The 17,210-nt window shown below is 69.0% G+C and carries 12 protein-coding genes and 3 pseudogenes; 6 read left to right on the plus strand and 9 right to left on the minus strand.

Features of this window, described 5'->3' with window-relative positions:
* Positions 1-191: 191 nt before the first annotated feature.
* Positions 192-1,634 (minus strand): hypothetical protein, encoded by a 1,443-nt coding sequence (locus AOK15_RS17260; RefSeq protein WP_079058538.1) that lies wholly within the window; start codon positions 1,632-1,634, stop codon positions 192-194.
* 433 nt (positions 1,635-2,067) lie between these two features.
* Between AOK15_RS17260 and AOK15_RS17265 the strand changes: the two genes are divergently transcribed.
* Positions 2,068-3,555: an MFS transporter gene (locus AOK15_RS17265; protein WP_055517740.1), complete on the plus strand. Its 1,488-nt coding sequence runs from the start codon at positions 2,068-2,070 to the stop codon at positions 3,553-3,555.
* Between the two features lie 53 nt (positions 3,556-3,608).
* On the opposite strand, the pseudogene AOK15_RS42235 reads toward AOK15_RS17265, so the two are convergent.
* Both AOK15_RS42235 and AOK15_RS17270 read right to left on the minus strand, forming a co-directional pair.
* Positions 3,609-3,818: pseudogene (locus AOK15_RS42235) on the minus strand (transposase); the annotation flags it as partial.
* Between the two features lie 288 nt (positions 3,819-4,106).
* Positions 4,107-5,243: an amidohydrolase family protein gene (locus AOK15_RS17270; RefSeq protein WP_055517742.1), complete on the minus strand. Its 1,137-nt coding sequence runs from the start codon at positions 5,241-5,243 to the stop codon at positions 4,107-4,109.
* Positions 5,244-5,735: 492 nt separating this feature from the next.
* On the opposite strand from AOK15_RS17270, the pseudogene AOK15_RS48815 reads away from it, so the two are divergent.
* The 3 genes and pseudogenes from AOK15_RS48815 to AOK15_RS45640 form a co-directional block, all read left to right on the plus strand.
* Positions 5,736-6,074, plus strand: a pseudogene (locus tag AOK15_RS48815) (transposase); the annotation flags it as partial.
* 211 nt (positions 6,075-6,285) lie between these two features.
* Entirely contained in the window at positions 6,286-7,374 is a 1,089-nt protein-coding gene (locus AOK15_RS17275) for an alcohol dehydrogenase catalytic domain-containing protein (protein WP_205632152.1), read from the plus strand.
* Between the two features lie 65 nt (positions 7,375-7,439).
* Positions 7,440-7,688: a hypothetical protein gene (locus AOK15_RS45640; RefSeq protein ID WP_167738826.1), complete on the plus strand. Its 249-nt coding sequence runs from the start codon at positions 7,440-7,442 to the stop codon at positions 7,686-7,688.
* A gap of 246 nt (positions 7,689-7,934) precedes the next feature.
* Here the strand turns inward: AOK15_RS45640 and AOK15_RS17280 are convergent, their stop codons facing one another.
* The 5 genes and pseudogenes from AOK15_RS17280 to AOK15_RS45055 form a co-directional block, all read right to left on the minus strand.
* The gene (locus tag AOK15_RS17280) at positions 7,935-8,606 is read right to left on the minus strand and encodes a response regulator (RefSeq protein WP_055517744.1); all 672 of its coding nucleotides are present in this window, start codon (positions 8,604-8,606) and stop codon (positions 7,935-7,937) included.
* Positions 8,603-9,976: a sensor histidine kinase gene (locus AOK15_RS17285; RefSeq protein WP_055517746.1), complete on the minus strand. Its 1,374-nt coding sequence runs from the start codon at positions 9,974-9,976 to the stop codon at positions 8,603-8,605. The genes AOK15_RS17280 and AOK15_RS17285 overlap by 4 nt, the downstream gene beginning before the upstream one ends.
* Positions 9,977-10,113: 137 nt before the next feature.
* Positions 10,114-12,252 (minus strand): MMPL family transporter, encoded by a 2,139-nt coding sequence (locus tag AOK15_RS17290; protein ID WP_055517748.1) that lies wholly within the window; start codon positions 12,250-12,252, stop codon positions 10,114-10,116.
* Positions 12,253-12,551: 299 nt separating this feature from the next.
* Positions 12,552-12,786 (minus strand): annotated as a pseudogene (locus tag AOK15_RS42245) (TerB family tellurite resistance protein); the annotation flags it as partial.
* A gap of 80 nt (positions 12,787-12,866) precedes the next feature.
* Positions 12,867-13,055, minus strand: coding sequence for a hypothetical protein (locus tag AOK15_RS45055; protein WP_157870278.1), 189 nt, complete (start codon positions 13,053-13,055; stop codon positions 12,867-12,869).
* Positions 13,056-13,533: 478 nt separating this feature from the next.
* Here AOK15_RS45055 and AOK15_RS17300 point away from each other — a divergent pair, with 478 nt between their 5' ends.
* Complete coding sequence (locus tag AOK15_RS17300) at positions 13,534-13,902, plus strand: hypothetical protein (RefSeq protein ID WP_240508471.1); 369 nt, start codon at positions 13,534-13,536, stop codon at positions 13,900-13,902.
* Positions 13,903-14,192: 290 nt separating this feature from the next.
* Positions 14,193-15,458, plus strand: a complete 1,266-nt coding sequence (locus AOK15_RS17305; protein WP_055517753.1) for a KAP family P-loop NTPase fold protein — start codon at positions 14,193-14,195, stop codon at positions 15,456-15,458.
* Between the two features lie 89 nt (positions 15,459-15,547).
* Here the strand turns inward: AOK15_RS17305 and AOK15_RS17310 are convergent, their stop codons facing one another.
* Positions 15,548-17,182, minus strand: a complete 1,635-nt coding sequence (locus AOK15_RS17310) for a cellulase family glycosylhydrolase (protein WP_063798999.1) — start codon at positions 17,180-17,182, stop codon at positions 15,548-15,550.
* Positions 17,183-17,210: the final 28 nt, after the last annotated feature.

Genomic DNA, 17,210 nt, shown 5'->3' on the forward strand with positions numbered 1-17,210 from the left:
GCCCGCCGGCCACGCGACGCGCTCTTCTACTGACCACCGGACGCCCTTTTTCCGGCGACCCCCTGGCGCGCATTCTCCACTGACCTCTGCGCATCCCCCTTCCCGCGGGCCGGGGCCCGCGGGAAGGGGGATGCGCAGAGGTCAGTGGAAGAAGCGCGTCAGGTGGTCGGCGGAAGAAGCGCGTCAGGTGGTCAGTAGAAGAGCGCGTCGCGTGAGCGGCGGGCACGGGTGGGGCGACGGCGGTCGTCCAGGCGGATGCGTTCCGGGCTGGTCCCCATCAGCCCCGACCGGTACAGCCCGTAGGTGATCCGCCGTCGTGCGGCCGCCTCCAGCTCGTCCCGCAGAGGGCCGTCGCGCAGCACCGCCTCGGGCCCGAGCAGACCCTCGACGACGGCCAGCGCACCGGCGGTGTCCCCGTGGTCCAGCCGTTCACGCACGCCGGACAGGCCGTCCGGGCGGCGGTGCGCCCGGTCGATCGCCTGGAGGCAGGGCAGGGGAGTGCCGGTCAGCGCGACGAGCAGTTCCTCCCGCCGGATCTCGTCCGGATCGTGGTCCAGGGGCGCGACCACCCCGTCGACCAGCCCGATCCGGTGCTGTTCCCCCCGGCATTCCACGACACGCGGCTCCCCGGCGGGGTCCGCCGCCCGGTGCGGCCCGACGGGCACATGGCCGGGCACCAGCGCCGAGGCGACCAGCGGATGCAGCCGGTCCGCGTCGATCGCACCGGAGCGCAGCAACTCCAGATCGGGCGGTACCCAGGTCGCCGCGTCCGGGAGCACCGGCAGGGGAAGGGCGGCCACGTCCCCGTCGGACGCCACCTCGATCCGGAGGGCGGGCGATCCGGCGCCGTCAGGGCCGTCGTCGAGGTGCAGGAGCAGCCGGCGCCGCGCCCCGAGCCGTACGAGGACGGGCCCGCCGGACCGGCCCTCGGCGGCCAGCACGATCCGTGCCTCGTCCGCCCACCGGCCCACGGCGCAGCCGTACTCCGGTGGCACGGCCCCCGACGCCTCCCCGCCCGCCAGGCCCGACGCTTCCCCGCCCGCCAGGACCGGGCCGTCCGCGGTCGCCTGGTCGGCGGCTCCGGAACGCGGGCGCAGTTCAGAGGCCCTGCGGGCGTCCCACAGATGCCGGTGGAGATCGAGTCGGTAGCGGCGGCTGGGCCGGGGATGCGGGTGGCGGCATGTGTCGGGCACGGAGTGGGGTCCGGCGGATCCGTCCCACAGCGCGAGCCCGATCCGCTGGCCGGCGTCCGCCCAGGCGGGCGGGGTCCGCACCACGAGGTGCACCGGGTACGGGCCCGCGCGCCCCTCGGCGCCGTACCGGGCCAGCGTGATCGTCAGCCCCGGCCGCAGCAGCCCGTCGGGGGCGATCCTCGGCAGGTGCCAGCGCAGCAGGTCCGGAGCGAGATGCCGCAGGTCGGCGCGGAGCCGGGCGGCGACGTCCTGGCCGTGGCGCAGGGCGACGGTACGCGGTTGGAGGTCGATGTCGATGCCGGCGGCGGCGCAGGCCCCCGCCCAGTCGCCGACCTCTCGGCGGGCGGTGGCGGTCTCGATCATCGACGGCGGCACGGCGTAGCGGCGCACGCGCGACCAGAAGGAGAGTCGGGAATCCCCGTTCGCGACATGAGTGAGCATCAGCACTCACCTTGCGCGGACGGGACCCCCATTCTGTCAACGGAATGAGTCGTCATCGCGGCGAGCATAGCCCTGCCGCCCGCACATCGGTACGGGTTTTCGAACCAGCTGTTTCCCCGTGCGTTTCCCCGTGGCGGCGACGCGTGCGACGACGGCGGGGGCGCCGGATGACTGCGGCAGGCGCTCGGCGACCAGGGACCAGGGGCGGGCGGGGGCGAGCGGAGGCGTGCGTTCGAGTGGTGATCTGCGTGGTGATCCGCGTGGTGATCCGAGTGGTGAGGGGCATAGCACCGGCGTACGGTCGAACAACGGACGCATGAGTGGACCGTTCCGTCCACCGGTCAGTGCCGAGCGACATGCCATGAGCAGCGATCCCCAGTCGACCTCCCCAGTAGAGACCACCACCCGGGAATCGGGTGGTGGCGGGAGCGCGATGGCGCTGCTGGTGATCGCCTCCTGCCAGCTGATGGTCGTCCTCGACATCACCATCGTGAACATCGCGCTGCCCGACATCCAGCGCTCCCTGGACTTCTCCACCACCAGCCTGGCCTGGGTGGTGAACGCCTACACGCTCACCTTCGGTGGTCTGCTGCTGCTCGGCGGCAGGGCCGGTGACATCCTCGGCCGACGCCGCGTCTTCATCTTCGGCGTTTTGCTGTTCGTCCTGGCGTCCCTCCTCGGCGGGCTCGCCCAGAACGCCGGTCAACTCCTCGCCGCCCGCGCCCTCCAGGGTGTCGGCGGAGCCATCGCGTCCCCGACGTCCCTCGCCCTGATCAGCACGACCTTCCGCGAAGGCCCCGAACGCAACCGGGCGTTCGGCGTGTTCGCGGCGGTCTCGGCGGGCGGCGGCGCGATCGGGCTGCTCGCGGGCGGGGTCCTCGTGGAGTGGCTCAACTGGCGGTGGGTGCTGTTCGTCAACGTGCCGATCGGCCTGCTCATCGTGCTCGCCACACCCCGCTGGATCCGGGAGTCCGAGCGGCACCCCGGCCACTTCGACGTCGCCGGCGCGCTGACCTCCACCGCGGGCATGGTGCTCCTGGTGTACGGGTTCATCCGCGCCGCCCAGGAGGGCTGGCGGGACGCGCTGACGCTGGCGTCGTTCGCGGGCGCCGTGGTCCTCCTCCTGCTGTTCGTCCTGGTGGAGAAACGCTCTCGGCAGCCGATCACCCCGCTCCACATGTTCGCCGACCGCAACCGCGCGGGCACGTACGGCATCATGCTGTGCCTCGCCGCCGCCATCTTCGGCATGTTCTTCTTCCTGACGCTCTTCGTGCAGAACGTGCTGGACTTCAGCCCGTTGGCCACCGGGTTCGCGTTCCTGCCGGTCAGCGCGGTGATCGCGATCGGCGCCGGCCTGGCGTCGCGGTTCCTGCCCGTGTACGGACCCAAACCGTTCATGGTGGTGGGCGCGATCCTCGCGGCGGCCGGCCTGGGCTGGCTGACCCTGACCGACGTGCACTCCACGTACGCCGGCAGCGTCCTCGGCCCGATGCTCGTGTTCAGCCTGGGCATGGGCATGGAGTTCGTCTCCCTGACCCTGATGGCCCTGTCCAACGTCGCCACCCGGGAGACCGGCGCGGCCTCCGGGCTCCTCAACGCCACCCAGCAGGTCGGCGGTTCCCTGGGCCTGTCCATCCTCGTCACCATGTACGGCACGGCCAGCACGAACGAAGCGGAGGAACAGATCCCCCGCTTCCTCTCCCAGGCGACCCCGCTCGAACGCGTCCAGTTCGAACGCACCGGCCGACTCCCGCCGCCCTACAGCGACGAGGTCCTCACCGCCGGCGTCTCGGCCGCGTTCGTCATGGCCGCGATCTTCACGGTGGTCGCCGCGCTGATAGCCGTCCTCGCCATCCAGGTCCGCCCGTCCGACCTGGAACGCCTACAGGGCGACGGGGCGGGGCCTGGGGGCGCGGCGTAGCGGGAACGCCGGGTGGTGCGGGCTGGACAAGAGAGAAGGCGCCGCTGAGGGAGAGGAAAGTCGTGCGGGAGGTGACGCCGCTGAACCCCGGTCCGGTCCACATACAAGCTCGCGTCCATGATGTCGCGCAGGTCATGTTCCGGCGGCCGGCCGAAGTCCAGGGCCCTGCCGCGGCGCTCGAAGTGCCAGGCGGCAAGCACCGGCTCGCCCAACTCCCAGCGGGCATCGAACAGATCACTCGAATACGGGCGTCGCGTCGGCATGCTCCAGGCGTACCGCCGCGGACCGAGTGCGCCCAGGCGCACAGCGACGACAACGGAAACGCACGGCCGCGAAGGCCGGGCGTCCTGGGATGAGACAGGCGCAACCTACTTCACGCCTCACCTGCCACCCCGCCTGACCAGCAAGACTCAACCCGCATCTCCAGCAGCACGAGCACCACAACCCGACGGCCTCAGAGTCGCTGGAAACGCGGGCAGTCGCATCGCATACTTCGGCCGTACTCTCGCCTTACGGCAAAGCATTCTTTCACTCCGGCCGACGCTGGCGTATCACTTCACGGGCACTTTCATTCTGAACAGTTTCTCTGCATTTCGGAATGCAATCTTTTCCTTGTCTTCGCGTGGCAAATCGACTCCGCGGAACCAGTCGGTCTGCTCCTTTATGTCCGCGAACGGGTAGTCGGTTGCGAACATCACTCGATCCACGCTTATGTACTTCAGCAGGAGATCGAGCAGTTCGGTCTGGGGGAATGCGCTGGTTGTGACCCAGAAATTGTCCTGGAAGTATTGCCCGATGGGCTTCTCGAGCGAGTCTTTGGTCGGCTCGCCCATGTCATTGACGATCCGCTCGTAGTAGAAGGGAAGGCCTTCGCCCATGTGGCCGATGATGATTTTCAGTTTGGGGAATCTGTCGAAAACCCCGTACGCGATCATCCGAATGCATTGGGTCAGCACCTCCTGGTGCCAGCCATATCCAGACCCACTGAAAATGTAGTCTTGGTACTCTTCTGTGTATTTAGACCGTGTGGTGCTGTAGTAGATCTTGAAGACCTCGTCAGCTGGATAGCCGGGATGTAGGTAGATCGGCACATCGAGAGCAACGGCACGTGCCAGCACAGGCTCGAAATCGGGATGATCGAGATACTTCTTCGCGATGTGTCCGTTGGTCAGTGCGCCCAAGAAGCCATCTTCCCGAACCGAGCGCTCCAATTCGTCCGCCGCCGCCTCCGGGCTCTGCAAGGGCAAGGTGGCGAAAGCCTTGAAGCGGTCCGGATATTTGGCGATTGGTCCGTCTGCGAGTTGCCGGTTAAGACGATAGGCAAGGTCGATGCCCCTCTGTCCAGGGACATTTTGCACGGAGGGTGTATGAGCAGAGAGAATTTGAACGTTGAGTCCCCCCGCATCCATATCGCCGATGCGGCGTTGGCCTAGATCCGAAAGACCGATTTCCTCAAGGAACGCTATGTGATCCTGATTGATGGAGTTCAACTTCAACAACGTGGGAGTCGAAAAGGTCTCCTCCGTGCCGATGAAGGGCAGGTCCTGGTCCCGCCGTGAAATGTCCGAAGACTTGTCCGAAGTCTCGTTCTCGCTCGCTTCCGAGAGAATGGCGTGCGTGGACAAGCCGGCGCCAATGCCAAGTGCCGTGCTGGCCGTGAGAAAGCCGCGGCGTCCCATGGGCTTCATGTCAGTCCCTCTCTTCAGGGGTTTGTGTGGTGAGGTATCCGTACGGCATCCGTCTGCGAGATACTTCAGGGGGTCTTCGCGTCCTGCTCGCACACCGCGGCAGCGCTCAGGTCGAGGAACCGCTCGCCGGTGCGCAGCGGCTGTGGTGGAGCTGACGACGGCCCGCGTGCGCGCTGTGCGGGCCGGCCGCGGCGGGCCCCGCACTGTTGTCGGCGTGTGACCCTGCATGCGGCGACAGGGAACGGTGTCGCCGGCGCCCTGGTGGCCACCCCGAACCTCCGCAGTGACTATCAAGTTCCGGCATAGCCCCAACGCTAGGCCCGATTCCGTTCTGTTTCGTCATACTGCGGTCGTCATCCCTCGGGAGACAGGCGGTACGACGTTACTCCGACGGGAGTACTCTCCGGAGCGCCGTTCGACACCCGCACGAGAATCAAGGCCCGTCGCAACTGGGCCCGAAGTAAAGAGATGGGCCGGGCTGCGCTTTCCCCGATGGTGCTGCGTCGACTGCCATCACTGGCCTTCTACATACGGGTTGCGTCGCTTATCCGCATACCTGCTTCCTACCGAGCGAACCTGAGACGAACGTCAAAGAGCTGCTCACGCGCTGTGCTGAATGATCAGTTGTGGGAGCTTCTCGAGCCGTTGCTTCCCTGTGGCCCGATGAAGGCGCTCGGTCCGCGGCCGGTGCCGGATCGGCAGTGTCTGCAGGGCATCTTGTACGTGCTGCATACCGGGATCGGCTGGGAAGACCTTCCGCAGGAACTCGGCTTCAGGTCAGGCATGACGTGCTGGCGGCGGATCAAGCGGTGGATCAACGCCGGGGTGTTCGACGATCTGCATCGGAACCTGCTTGCCCAGCTGAACGCGGCAAACGAGATCGACTGGTCCCGGGCGGTGATCGACGGCAGCCACATCGACACGCAAAAGGGGTTCCCAGAGCTTGAGTTCACCCCCCGAGCGGTCGATCGCCTGGCTGTTCGGCTTCCGCCGGTTCCTAGTGTCGATCCCGACGAACACGGACGAACACGGAGGTCATCACGTGCGAGCAGCAATTCTGACGCAGTTCGGTGCCCCGCTCACGGTGCTCGAGGTCGCCGACCCCGAGGTCGGCGGCGGCGAGGTCGTGGTCGAGGTCCTCGCCGCCTGCGTGGCGCCTTACGCGGCGGAGGTCTTCAGCGGCGAGCGGAACTACCTCCTGGTCCCTCCCGTCGTGCCTGGGGTCGGCGGCGTGGGGCGGGTCGTCCACGTGGGCCCCGACGCCACCCGGCTGCGCCCCGGCGACCTGGTGTGGTGCGACTCGACGGTGTGCTCGCGGGATGACGCGCTGACGCCCGACATCACGCTCCAGGGCTGGAGTTCCCGCGGCGAGGGCGGCGCGCGCCTCGCCCGGTACCTGCACGACGGGTCGTTCGCCGAGCTCATGCGGGTCCCGACGGAGAACGTCTTCCCGCTCCCCGCAGCGGCGGGGGACGACCCGGCCCGCTGGGCCGCGCTCGGCGTGCACGTCATCCCTTACGGCGGGCTGCTGGCCGGCGGGCTCGCAGCCGGTGAGACGCTGCTCGTCAGCGGGGCCACCGGCAACCTCGGCAGCAGTGCGGTCGCGGTGGCGCTTGCCATGGGGGCGGGCCGCGTGGTCGCCCCAGGCCGCAACCAGGCCGCGCTCGACCTCCTCACCGACCGGTTCGGTCCGCTCGTGCGCCCGGTTCCGCTCACCGGGGACGAGGCCGGCGACCGCGCGGCGATGTCCGCGGCGGCCGACGGCCCGATCGACATGGTGATCGACCTGCTACCCCCGAGCGCACCCAGCTCGGCAGCGCGCACGGCAGCCATGACCGTGCGCGAATACGGCCGCGTCGTTCTGATGGGCGGCGTCGGCATGCTCGGCGGCGACGACCTCGCCCTCCCGTACCCATGGATCATGCGCAACTCGATCACCGTACGCGGCCAGTGGATGTACCCGCGTACAGCGAACGTCGGCATCATCCGGATCCTCGCCTCGGGCACCCTGGACCTCGCCACCGAACGGGTCCGGTCGTTCTGCCTCAGCGCCGTCAACGAGGCCGTCACGTACACCGCCTCGCATGGCGGTCCGTTCGACGGCACCACCCTCGCCCCACCGGCTCGCTGAGAAGACCGACTGATCCCCACGTGTCAGCGCCACGCCCGCGCCCTCACGGGCGCAGGCCGCCAGCCATGCTGCTGCTGTTTCTCGCGAACAACCATGAGCCTCCAGATCACCAACGGCTGCCCGAACGGACGAAGATTCGCTGCGGGCGGGATGGGGGAGGTCGCGGGGGACCGGTCGCCGTGAAGGTGATCCGGCCCGACCGCACGGACCCGCACACCCGCGCCCGCTTCGAACGCGAGGCGACCATCGCGCGAACGGCGGCGGTGTCGGCACCGGCGTTGCCGGGCCTGACTGATCGTTTCAGAATGAGTTGAGTCGCCGGGTGCGTGCCGATCTTGTTCCGGACGGCCTGTGGACATCGGCCGACACGACGAGCCTGGGACGCGACCGGGTAGGGCGCACGCAGAAAGTGCCTTCCTGCTGCGATGACAGAAAAGCGAAACGCGTAGACAGGTGCGCACCGAGGGACAGAGCAATGCCCGTGCAAACACGGGGAGTTGAGGGACCGTACAACCTGCCCCCGGAACGTAGCCCGAACCCGCCCCGATGCTGGCCCGCACTCAGACAGTCCCAGGTATCACCAGCCCCGACTCGTACGCCACGATCACCAGTTGCGCCCGGTCCCGCGCCCCCAACTTGCCCATGATCCGGCTGACATGGGTCTTCGCGGTCAGCGGGCTGAGTCCCAACGCGTCGGCGATCTCGGGGTTGTTGAGACCGCGCGCGACCAGCGCGAGCACCTGCCGTTCCCGTTCGGACAGCCCACTCGGCTCGCCCAACGCGGATGTCGTCCCGGTGTTCGGCGCGCGCAGAAATCGGGCGATCAGCCGCGAGGTGGGACCGGGCGAGAGGAGGGACTCCCCCGCGGCCACCGTCCTGATGGCGTCGAGGAGTTCGGCCGGCCTGATGTCCTTCACGAGGAACCCGGACGCCCCGGCCCGCAGTGCCTCGACGATGTTCTCGTCGGTCTCGTACGTCGTCAGGACGAGCACCTTCACCCCCGCGAGATCCTCGTCGGCGGCGATGAGCCGGGTCGCCTCGATCCCGTCGAGGTCGGGCATGCGGATGTCCATCACGATGAGATCGGCCCGCGCGGACCGGGCCAGCGCCACGGCCTCCCGCCCGGTGCTCGCCTCGGCGACGACCTCCATGTCACCGGCCGACGAGACGAGCATCGCGAAGGAGGCCCGTACGAGGTTCTGGTCGTCGGCCAGCAGTACGCGGATGGTCATCGAACCTTGTCCTCCCAGGACAGCGGCAGTGTGGCGGTCACCTCGAAGCCCTCGGCGGGCCCTGGGCCGGCGTCCAGTGTGCCGCCCACGCTACGGGCCCGCTCCCGCATTCCGATGAGCCCGAACCCTGGCGTGCCGTCGGACGGGCCCACTCCGTCGCCCGTGCCGTCGTCCCCGCCCGTCCCGTCGTCCCTGACACTCACCCGCAGTGCGCCGTCCGCGGTCCACAGACCCACTCGCACGGTGAGGTCCTCGCGGCCGCCGTGACGTACGGCGTTGGTGAGCGCCTCCTGCACGATCCGGTACGCGGCGGCGCCCACGGAGGGCGGGATGTCGTCCGCGCGGACGGACAGTTCGACCTTGGCCCCGGCCACCCGGCCGGTCTCCGCGAGACCGGCCAGTCCGTCGATGCCGGGCAGTGGCCCCCGCATGTCCTCGGCCCCGGAAACAGAACCGGAAACAGAACCGGACACGGAACCGGGCGCCGGATCCGCGCCCACTCCCACGACCGTGTCATGCGCCCGCAGCACCTCCAGCGTCGTACGCAGTTCCCCCCGGGCGATCCGGCAGGTCCCCGCGATGTCGTCCAGTGCCTGGGCGACGGCCTTGCGGTCGAGGCGCTCGGGGTCGGCGGTGAGGACGTGGGCCGCCACGGACGCCTGCACGCCGATGAGCGTGATGCTGTGGGCGAGCAGGTCGTGCAGGTCACGGGCGATCCGCAGCCGTTCCTCGGCGACGCGGCGCCTCGCCTCCTCCTCCCGGGTGTGTTCGGCCCGTTCGGCCCGCTCGACGATGGAGGCGACGTAACGGCGGTAGTAGCGGACGTCGATACCGATGAACAGGACCGCGATGATCCAGCCGGAGATCTCCAGGGACTCCAGCGCCTCCATCGGGTTGACGAGGCCGTTGCCGATCGCTGTCAGGCCGAGGACGGCGACACCGGTGAGCAGCGTGCGCCGTACGGCGCCCGTCGCCGCGACGGTGTAGAGCGCCAGGACGGTCGCGGGGATGGGTGGGGCGGGGTTGTAGTCGAGGGCCTGGTACGGAGCCGCGCAGGCCGCCACCCCGAGCAGGGCCACCACCGGACGGCGGCGCCGCCATACGAGGGGCACGTGCCCGGCGACCAGCAGCGTCCAGCTGAGATGGTCGGGCCGGATCCCTTCGCCGCCCATACGCGCGAGGACTACGGCGAGCATGGCGACGCACAGGGCGAGGACCGCGTCATTGCGGGTGCGGTGCGGTGCGGTCAGCGGTTCGCGGTGGATGGCGGACATGATGCGCTCGGCGCGACGGGACCGCCCGCCGCCACCGGCCGCCGTCTCCGCCGCCGACCGGTCGCGTACCCCTGTGGTCGTTCCCCGTTCTTCCACGGCTCCATCTTCCGGTACTCGTAGGGGAACCCGGGCGCCTCTACGGAAGGAGAGGCCCTTGGGCGGCCCCGCAGGATCAAGGTGCACGATCAGGGTGCTCGATCAGAGCGTTCGATCGAGACCTTCGGACAGCGTGCTCAGGGTGCGCTGACGGTTTCCGGCTGCCGGGGCTGCTCGGTCGGTCCGCCCCTTCCGCTCGACCCGGCCGGTTCGGCCGGCCCGGGCTGCCGTGAGAGCACGCCCGGCCACCACACCTTCCGGCCCAGGGCGACGCTGGCACTGGTCACCAGATACGTCCGTACGAGGAAGGTGTCGAGCAGGACGCCGACGGCGATCACGAAGCCGAGCTGGACCAGCTGCACCAGGCCCATGTTCGTCAGCACGGCGAAGGTCGCGGCGAGGACGAGTCCGGCGGAGGCGATGACGCCGCCAGTGGTGCGCAGTGCGGTGAGTGCCGCCGTGGCCGGTTCCGCTCCCGCCAGGGACTCCTCCCTCATCCGGTGCATGAGGAAGATGCCGTAGTCGACACCGAGGGCGACCAGGAACACGAAGGACAGCAGTCCGAGCCCCGGATCGGTGCCCTTGAGGCCGAGGAGCGGTTCGAAGACCAGTCCGCCGATCCCGAGGGAGGCGCCCCACACCGCGACGACCGCGACCACCAGGAGCAGGGGTGCGACCAGACTCCGCAGCAGCCCGATCAGAATGAGCATCACGAAGACGAGGACGAGCGGTACGACGATCTTCGTGTCCCGGGCGTTGGTGACCTCCAGGTCGATCTGCTGGGCGCTGTCCCCGCCGACGTAGGAGCCCTTCAGTTCCTTCCGCAGGGACTTGATGGTGGCGGTCTCCTCCGCCGACTGGGGTGCGCTCTTCGCGAAGACGGAGATCTCGGTCCAGCCGTCTCCCGTACGCCCCCTCTCCGCGCTGCCCACGCCTGGTGTGCCGCGGACGGTCGCGAGGGTCTCGTCGGCGCGCCCCTGCGGGGTGATCACGTCGATGGGCTGGCTGCCCTGGCCGGGGTAGGCCTTGGCGAGGTTCTCCATCGCGACGACGGCCTCCGGCTTGTTGACGAAGGAGTCCTCCTGCTTGAGCGGTCCCGGCAAGTTGAGTGAGCCGAGGGCGAGGGCGCCGAGCAGTACGGCACCGCTCGCGAGTACGGTCAGCGGCCTGCGTCCGGCAGAGCCGCCCATCGCCGAGAACAGGCTGCGCCGCTGCTTGGGCGTGCTCCCGAAGGCGGGCACGAGCGGCCAGAACACCCGCCGTCCGACCAGTACGAGGACGGCGGGGAGCAGGGTCAGCATTGCGATCAGCGCGCACAGCACACCGACGGCGCCGAGCGGGCCCATGCCCCGGCTGCTGTTGAGGTCGGCGGCGAGCAGGCACAGCAGTCCGGCGGCGACGGTGCCGGAGGAGGCGAGCACGGCGGGCCCGCAGCCGCGCAGGGCGGCGACCATGGCCTCGTACGGTCGCTCGATGCGCCGCAACTCCTCCCGGTAGCGCGAGATGAGCAGTAGCGCGTAGTCCGTGCCCGCCCCGAACACGAGGATCGTCATCACACCCGAACTCTGCCCCGAGACGGCCGTGCCGAAGGCCTGGTTGAGGCCGTAGGCGACGCCCATCGACATGTAGTCGGCGATCCCGGCGACGACGAGGGGCACGAGCCACAGCACGGGGCTGCGGTAGATCAGGATCAGCAGAATGGCGACGACGGCGACAGTGGTGTAGAGCAGCGGTCCGCCGAGCGAGTCGTAGACCGCGCCGGAGTCGGTGCCCAGCGCGCCGGTGCCGCCCACATCGACGCTCAACCCGCCTTCGCCCTGGGCGACTTCGCGGACGTCGGTCACGAGCTTGTCCTGCTTCTCCTCGTCCGCCCCGGGCTCGTTGCTGGCGACCGGGTACATCAGGGTCGAGCCGTCCTTGGACGGAATCCCCTGGGGAGCACCGCCGATCAGCTTGTGCTGCCGGGCGATCTCCGCGACCTGCCCGGCCGCGGTCTCCCGGTCGGCGGCGCTGAGCCCGCCGTCCCGGTGGTAGACGAGCACCATCTCGGTGGTCTCGCCCCCGGGCAACTTCTCCTCGATCTTCGCCGCTTGCGTCGAGTCCGCGCTCGCCGGCAGGTAGTCGGTGACCTTGTCGTGCTGCACGCTGCCGAGCTTCGCCGCGAACGGCCCGACGAGCGCGATCACGGCTATCCACAGCCCGAGCACCGCCCATGGAACGGCTCGCCCGCGCCCCGGCCCCAGCCTCGTCGTAGCGGTTGTCTCTCCGGCCCTCATCGACCGATCTCCCTCCGGGTGACGTCTGCTTCGGTCCCCAGACTTCCGGTCGGAACCACCGCTTTCGTCGGGCGGAAGGGCGAGGTGACGCGTACTGCCGGGGGCGACGGCGGCTGCGGATTACTCCCTGGGGAGTAAGCGGCGGACGGCACGCCGCCGCGGGAGGGACGCGGGGCTGTTTCGATCTTCGCCTACCGCCGAGAGTGGGGGAGCGACCAGCCCTCACCGATCCGCAGCAGAATCAGTCCCCCGCCGGGAAGGTGCGAGGGGCCCGGGCCCACCCGGGGCCCACGACGGCGCCGCGCCGCCGTGAGCAATCGCGTCACATCATCCGCACAGATCGTCAGCGCAGCGCCCACTGCAGCGAGGGTCCCCCATTCGGCAGGCGTGTACGGCCCGTCGGCGAGAGCGATACGGGCGCCCTGGAGGAGGATGGCCTCCCGGCCGGCGGGGGCCAGGTGGGGGCGCCAGCGGGTCCAGGGCCTCGTGGAGCTCTATGGCCAGCCCGGGCCCGCAGGGTTCGCCGAAGATCCGGCGCCATACGGTGAGGGTGGAGGCGACCGGACCGTATACCTCGCGCTGGTCGCGCTGGTCGCGCAAGAGGGTCAGGTCGGCTATTGCCTCGCCGCCGTCGGCGAGCAGGTGCCGCACGGCCGCAATTGGTGCAGCGCATTGGCGAAGGAGCCGGTCAGACCGGTGGCGTCGGCGAGATCGGCCAGCCGGCGTGATCGCTCGTGGCTGACCACTGCGTGACTGTCGACCGAGACGACGAGCTTGGGACGCGGGTAGCCTGCACGCAGCAAGTGTCTTCCTGCTGTGGTGACAGAAGCCCTAGGCTAGCCTCATCGTCCCAGCTCACAGCGCACTTGTGTTTCCGCTCAAGATCCGGACACGGCAGCAAGTGAAACGCGCAGGCTAAAGCTGCGCTGAACCGTTCCGCGGGGTTGGGGTCCTCCGCCAGCGCTGACGATCTCGGAGTATCGAAGGATGGGGGAATCCTGGACGGGCGCGCGCCTGAGGTGACGACGCGGGTCGCTCCGGTCGCAGCCGACGCCAGTGAGCGCCAGGGGAGTATGGCTGGACGAGTTGTATGTCGAGTTGTATGTCGCGAGTGGATGCGGTCCCGCTCAGGACGTTCCTGGTTCGGCCCCGACCCGGCGAACCGTGGTCAAACGAGTTCATCGGCATGCGGCTGCGTTGCGTCGGCCCATGCCTCAGTTATGACGTCGCGGTGCGGACGTCAACCCAGCGCCTCTGTGCGCAGGGCCGGATTGAGGCCTCATGGATGACGGATCGGACTGGTCGGCGGACAAGCTGACGGCGCTCCGCCTCGGCAGAAGGCTGGTCGCGGAGGTCTCGGCCACACGGCCGGACCGCCGCGCGTTCGTCGATATCCGTCCCACGCGGAGCGAGCCTGATGCCCGGGCACGTGATGAGGGCTGGGTTCGCAGCGATACCGGACGGGGCTTTCGGCTCGAGCACTGGGAGTACGACCGCGAACGTGTGGATGGATTCGACTACGACATCGGCGCGGCCCTGATCAAGTCCGCTGACACCTTGGACGAGTCGGAGTTGATCGCCGTGCTGAGCGAGTGGGGCGTCAGGCCCGGTCTGTTCGTCCATCCCTGGGACAGCGGCGATCCCAAGTAACCGCGAAGATCAGCCAGGGGGAGCTGTGAGGGGCCGCGGGGTAAGGCGCCGTTCCCTGCCGATGATCAGGTCGCCCTCCCACTGTCGGCGGCTGCCTTTTGCTGCCCTGTGCACACGATATTGCGGTTCGAGTAGCTGCTCGTACCGAGGCACGGAAAACTGGCCTCACTGTCCCACGGGGGGATCGCATGGATGACGACCTACTCGGCGCGATCATCACGTTGTCCCATGAACCCCGTGCCACCTCCCCACACCCGCGCCATTCCGTTCGAAACACAGGAGAACCTCTGTTGCGTCCCCTGACCGACAATCCCGTCAGCAGCCCCGAGGACGACTCGTTCCGGTTCGGACCGTACGTCGACGTGCTGCACAACGCCGTGGAACAGGCCACGCCGCTGCCGCTGACCGTCGGCGTGTTCGGTTCCTGGGGCGCGGGGAAGTCGAGCTTCCTGCAGTTGTGGCAGCGGCGTTTCGAGGCGTCACAGACCAGGACGATCTGGTTCAACCCCTGGAAGTACGACCGCAAGGTCGAGGTGTGGGCGGCACTGCTGCACACGATCCTCTCCGAGATGGAGAAGGAGGACACGCTCAAGGACAAGGCGAAGAAGCTCGCCAGAGCCGCCACCTGGCTCTCCGTACGGGCCGGACTCGGCGCGGCGGCCGCGTTCGCCACGGGTGGTGTGGTGAAGGGCGAGCAGGTCGACAAGATGCTGGAGGGCCTCGCCGAGGAGGACTCCGCGCAGTACCGGCAGGTCAACCGCTTCGAATTCGACTTCGCCGAGGCCGTCAGCGAATTCGTCGGGGAGGACGGCCGTCTCGTCGTGTTCGTGGACGACCTGGATCGGTGCACGCCGGAATCGGCGATGACGGTACTGGAGTCCTTGAAGCTCTTCTTCGCGCAGTCGCAGTGCGTCTTCGTCCTGGCACTCGATCTCGACGTACTCGCGGCGGTCGCCACGAACAAGTTCGACGAGGCGCTCAAGGGCGCGCCCTCGGACGTCGTGTCCGGCATGGCCTACCTGGACAAGATCGTCCAGCTGCCCTTCTTCCTTCCCGACGTCGGGTTCGACACGCTGCGGGAAGCGTTCGGGCCCTATCTGTCCGAACTGGCCGACGACTCCTTCTTCTGGGAACTGCTGCGGCGCGGTCTCGGCGTCAATCCGCGTCGGCTCAAGCGGTATATCAACGTCTTCAACATGGCCCTGGCGGTCTTCCAGGCCCATGGGACACAGCCCCTGAGCCGGGAATTCCGCCTCCAGCTCGCGGTGCTCCTGATCATCCGCAGCCGCCACCGCGCCTTCTTCCACACGCTGACGTCGGAGCCGGAGGCATGGCGGATCTTGACGGTGTTCTTCGAGCGAGTACAGGGGAACCCGGGCGGGCGAAACAGCTATGCCCTGGAGCTCGACGAGCACCTCCAGCCCTTCGGCAAGGACAAGGACATCGAACGCCTCCTCACCTACGGCGGCGCCGAACGCGTCCAGCCGCCCAGCGGCGAAACCCTCCTCACCATGATCAGCACCCTCCGTAACGCCGCCGGACCGGACGAGCTGTAGGAAGCCGTAGGACGGGATCCGGCAGGCAGCGCCAGGCGCGCTCCCGGGGGCCGGTCGCTTCGACCGGCCCCCGGGAGCGTGACGAAGGGTCACACCGAGCCGCAGGCCGCGCCGTTGAGCGTGAACGCCGTCGGGCTCGGGTTCGTGCTGCCCTTGCCGGCCGTGAAGCCGAGCGTGGCGGAGCCCGACGCCGGGATGTTCGCGGTGTACGGGGCCGACGTGACGGTGACGTCGGCGCCGTTCTGGGCCACGGTGCCGCCCCACAGGTTGGTGACGCGCTGGCTGTCGGGGAACGACCAGCGCAGGGTCCAGCCGTTGACGGCCGAGCCGCCGGTGTTGCGGATGACGATCTCGCCCTGGAAACCGCCGGGCCACTCGTTCGTCACCCGGTAGCCGACGGAGCAGGACGCCGTGGTGCCACCGGACGGTGTCGTGACGCTCACCGTGCCGGAGCGCGGCGAACGGTTCCCGGCCGCGTCACGGGCGTACACGGCGAACACGTACGACGTCGACGGCGCCAGCCCGGTGAGGGTGGCGGACGTGCCGGTGGTGGTCGTCACCGGCGCCTCCGTCGCGCCGTTGACGCGGACCACGTCGTAGCCGGTGACACCGGTCGCGTCGGTCGCGGCGGCCCAGGTCAGCCTGGCGGACGACGAGGTCACCGACGACGCGGTCGGGGTGCCGGGGGCGGTCGGGGGAGTGGTGTCGCCGCCGGAGGAGGCGTAGATCGCGGCCTCCTTCGCGGTGGCGGCGATACCGTTCGCGCCCTCGAAGAGTCGCCGGCCCCAGCTGGTCAGCTGGTTCGGGTCGAAGTTCGTGACCATGTCCAGGTACTCGACGCCGCCGCCGTTGCCGCTCCACGACCAGCCCAGATAACCGAGGCCGAGCTGTTGGGTGGTGGCGAGGATGGTGTCCTCGTCGGGGTTGCCGTCCGAGTGGTCGTGCCCGAACTCGCCCACCACGATGGGGAGTTTCGCGGCGACGAAGCGGCCCAGATAGTCGGTGATCTCGGCGGCCGTGTCGAAGACGCCGTACATGTGGATCGAGAAGATCGTGTTGGCGTCCGGGTCGGCGGCGAAGACCGACGCCGCGTTGTCGCGCATTGTGAATGCCCAGTCCTGGCCCCAGTTGGGGGCGTCCACCATGATCGTGTGCTGGAAGCCGGCGGTGCGCAGTTTCTGGATCGCCGCCTTGGTGTCGGCGGTCCAGCCCGCGTAGTTGTTGTTGCCGTACGGCTCGTTGCCGATGTTGACGATGACGTAGTCCTCCTGACCGGTCAGCGCGCTCTGCACACTGATCCAGTAGTCGGCGGCCCGCGACAGCGTGACGGCCCCGCTCTGCTCGCCGTAGCCGGTGGTGTCGTGCACCTCCAGGACGCAGATGAGCCGGTTCTGCTTGCACTGCGCGACCACGTTCGCCACGTCCGCGGTGTCGTTGCGCGTCCACCGGTCACCGCTGGAGAGCACCACGCGCACCGTGTTGGCGCCCTTGGCCTTGATGTGGGACAGGGAGCCGGTCTGGTTCGCGTACCAGGTGTGGGCGTGGTTCACGCCCCGCATCACGAAGTCGTTGCCGGAGCGCTCCAGCAACCGGCCGTTCTGGATACGGAAACCGGTGGGCGCGGCCTGCGCGGACGGGCCGGTCACCAACAGGGGCAGCAGCAGCCCGAGGAGGGCCGCGGCCACGGTGGCCACACGGCGGACGGTCGGCGTACGGGATCTCATCGCGGCTCCAGGTGGGGGTGGGGAGATC

Origin of the sequence: Streptomyces ossamyceticus (assembly GCF_001418475.1) — a bacterium.
In the GTDB taxonomy this organism is placed as follows: domain Bacteria; phylum Actinomycetota; class Actinomycetes; order Streptomycetales; family Streptomycetaceae; genus Streptomyces; species Streptomyces ossamyceticus.

Bases quoted from the DNA above. Each gene is read 5' to 3' on its own strand.
- AOK15_RS17280 (WP_055517744.1), bottom strand. From the start codon at position 8,606: ATGACCATCCGCGTACTGCTGGCCGACGACCAGAACCTCGTACGGGCC.
- AOK15_RS17265 (WP_055517740.1), top strand. From the start codon at position 2,068: ATGGCGCTGCTGGTGATCGCCTCCTGCCAGCTGATGGTCGTCCTCGAC.
- AOK15_RS17290 (WP_055517748.1), bottom strand. From the start codon at position 12,252: ATGAGGGCCGGAGAGACAACCGCTACGACGAGGCTGGGGCCGGGGCGC.
- AOK15_RS17310 (WP_063798999.1), bottom strand. From the start codon at position 17,182: ATGAGATCCCGTACGCCGACCGTCCGCCGTGTGGCCACCGTGGCCGCG.
- AOK15_RS17270 (WP_055517742.1), bottom strand. From the start codon at position 5,243: ATGAAGCCCATGGGACGCCGCGGCTTTCTCACGGCCAGCACGGCACTT.
- AOK15_RS17300 (WP_240508471.1), top strand. From the start codon at position 13,534: ATGGATGACGGATCGGACTGGTCGGCGGACAAGCTGACGGCGCTCCGC.
- AOK15_RS17260 (WP_079058538.1), bottom strand. From the start codon at position 1,634: ATGCTCACTCATGTCGCGAACGGGGATTCCCGACTCTCCTTCTGGTCG.
- AOK15_RS45640 (WP_167738826.1), top strand. From the start codon at position 7,440: ATGCTGCTGCTGTTTCTCGCGAACAACCATGAGCCTCCAGATCACCAA.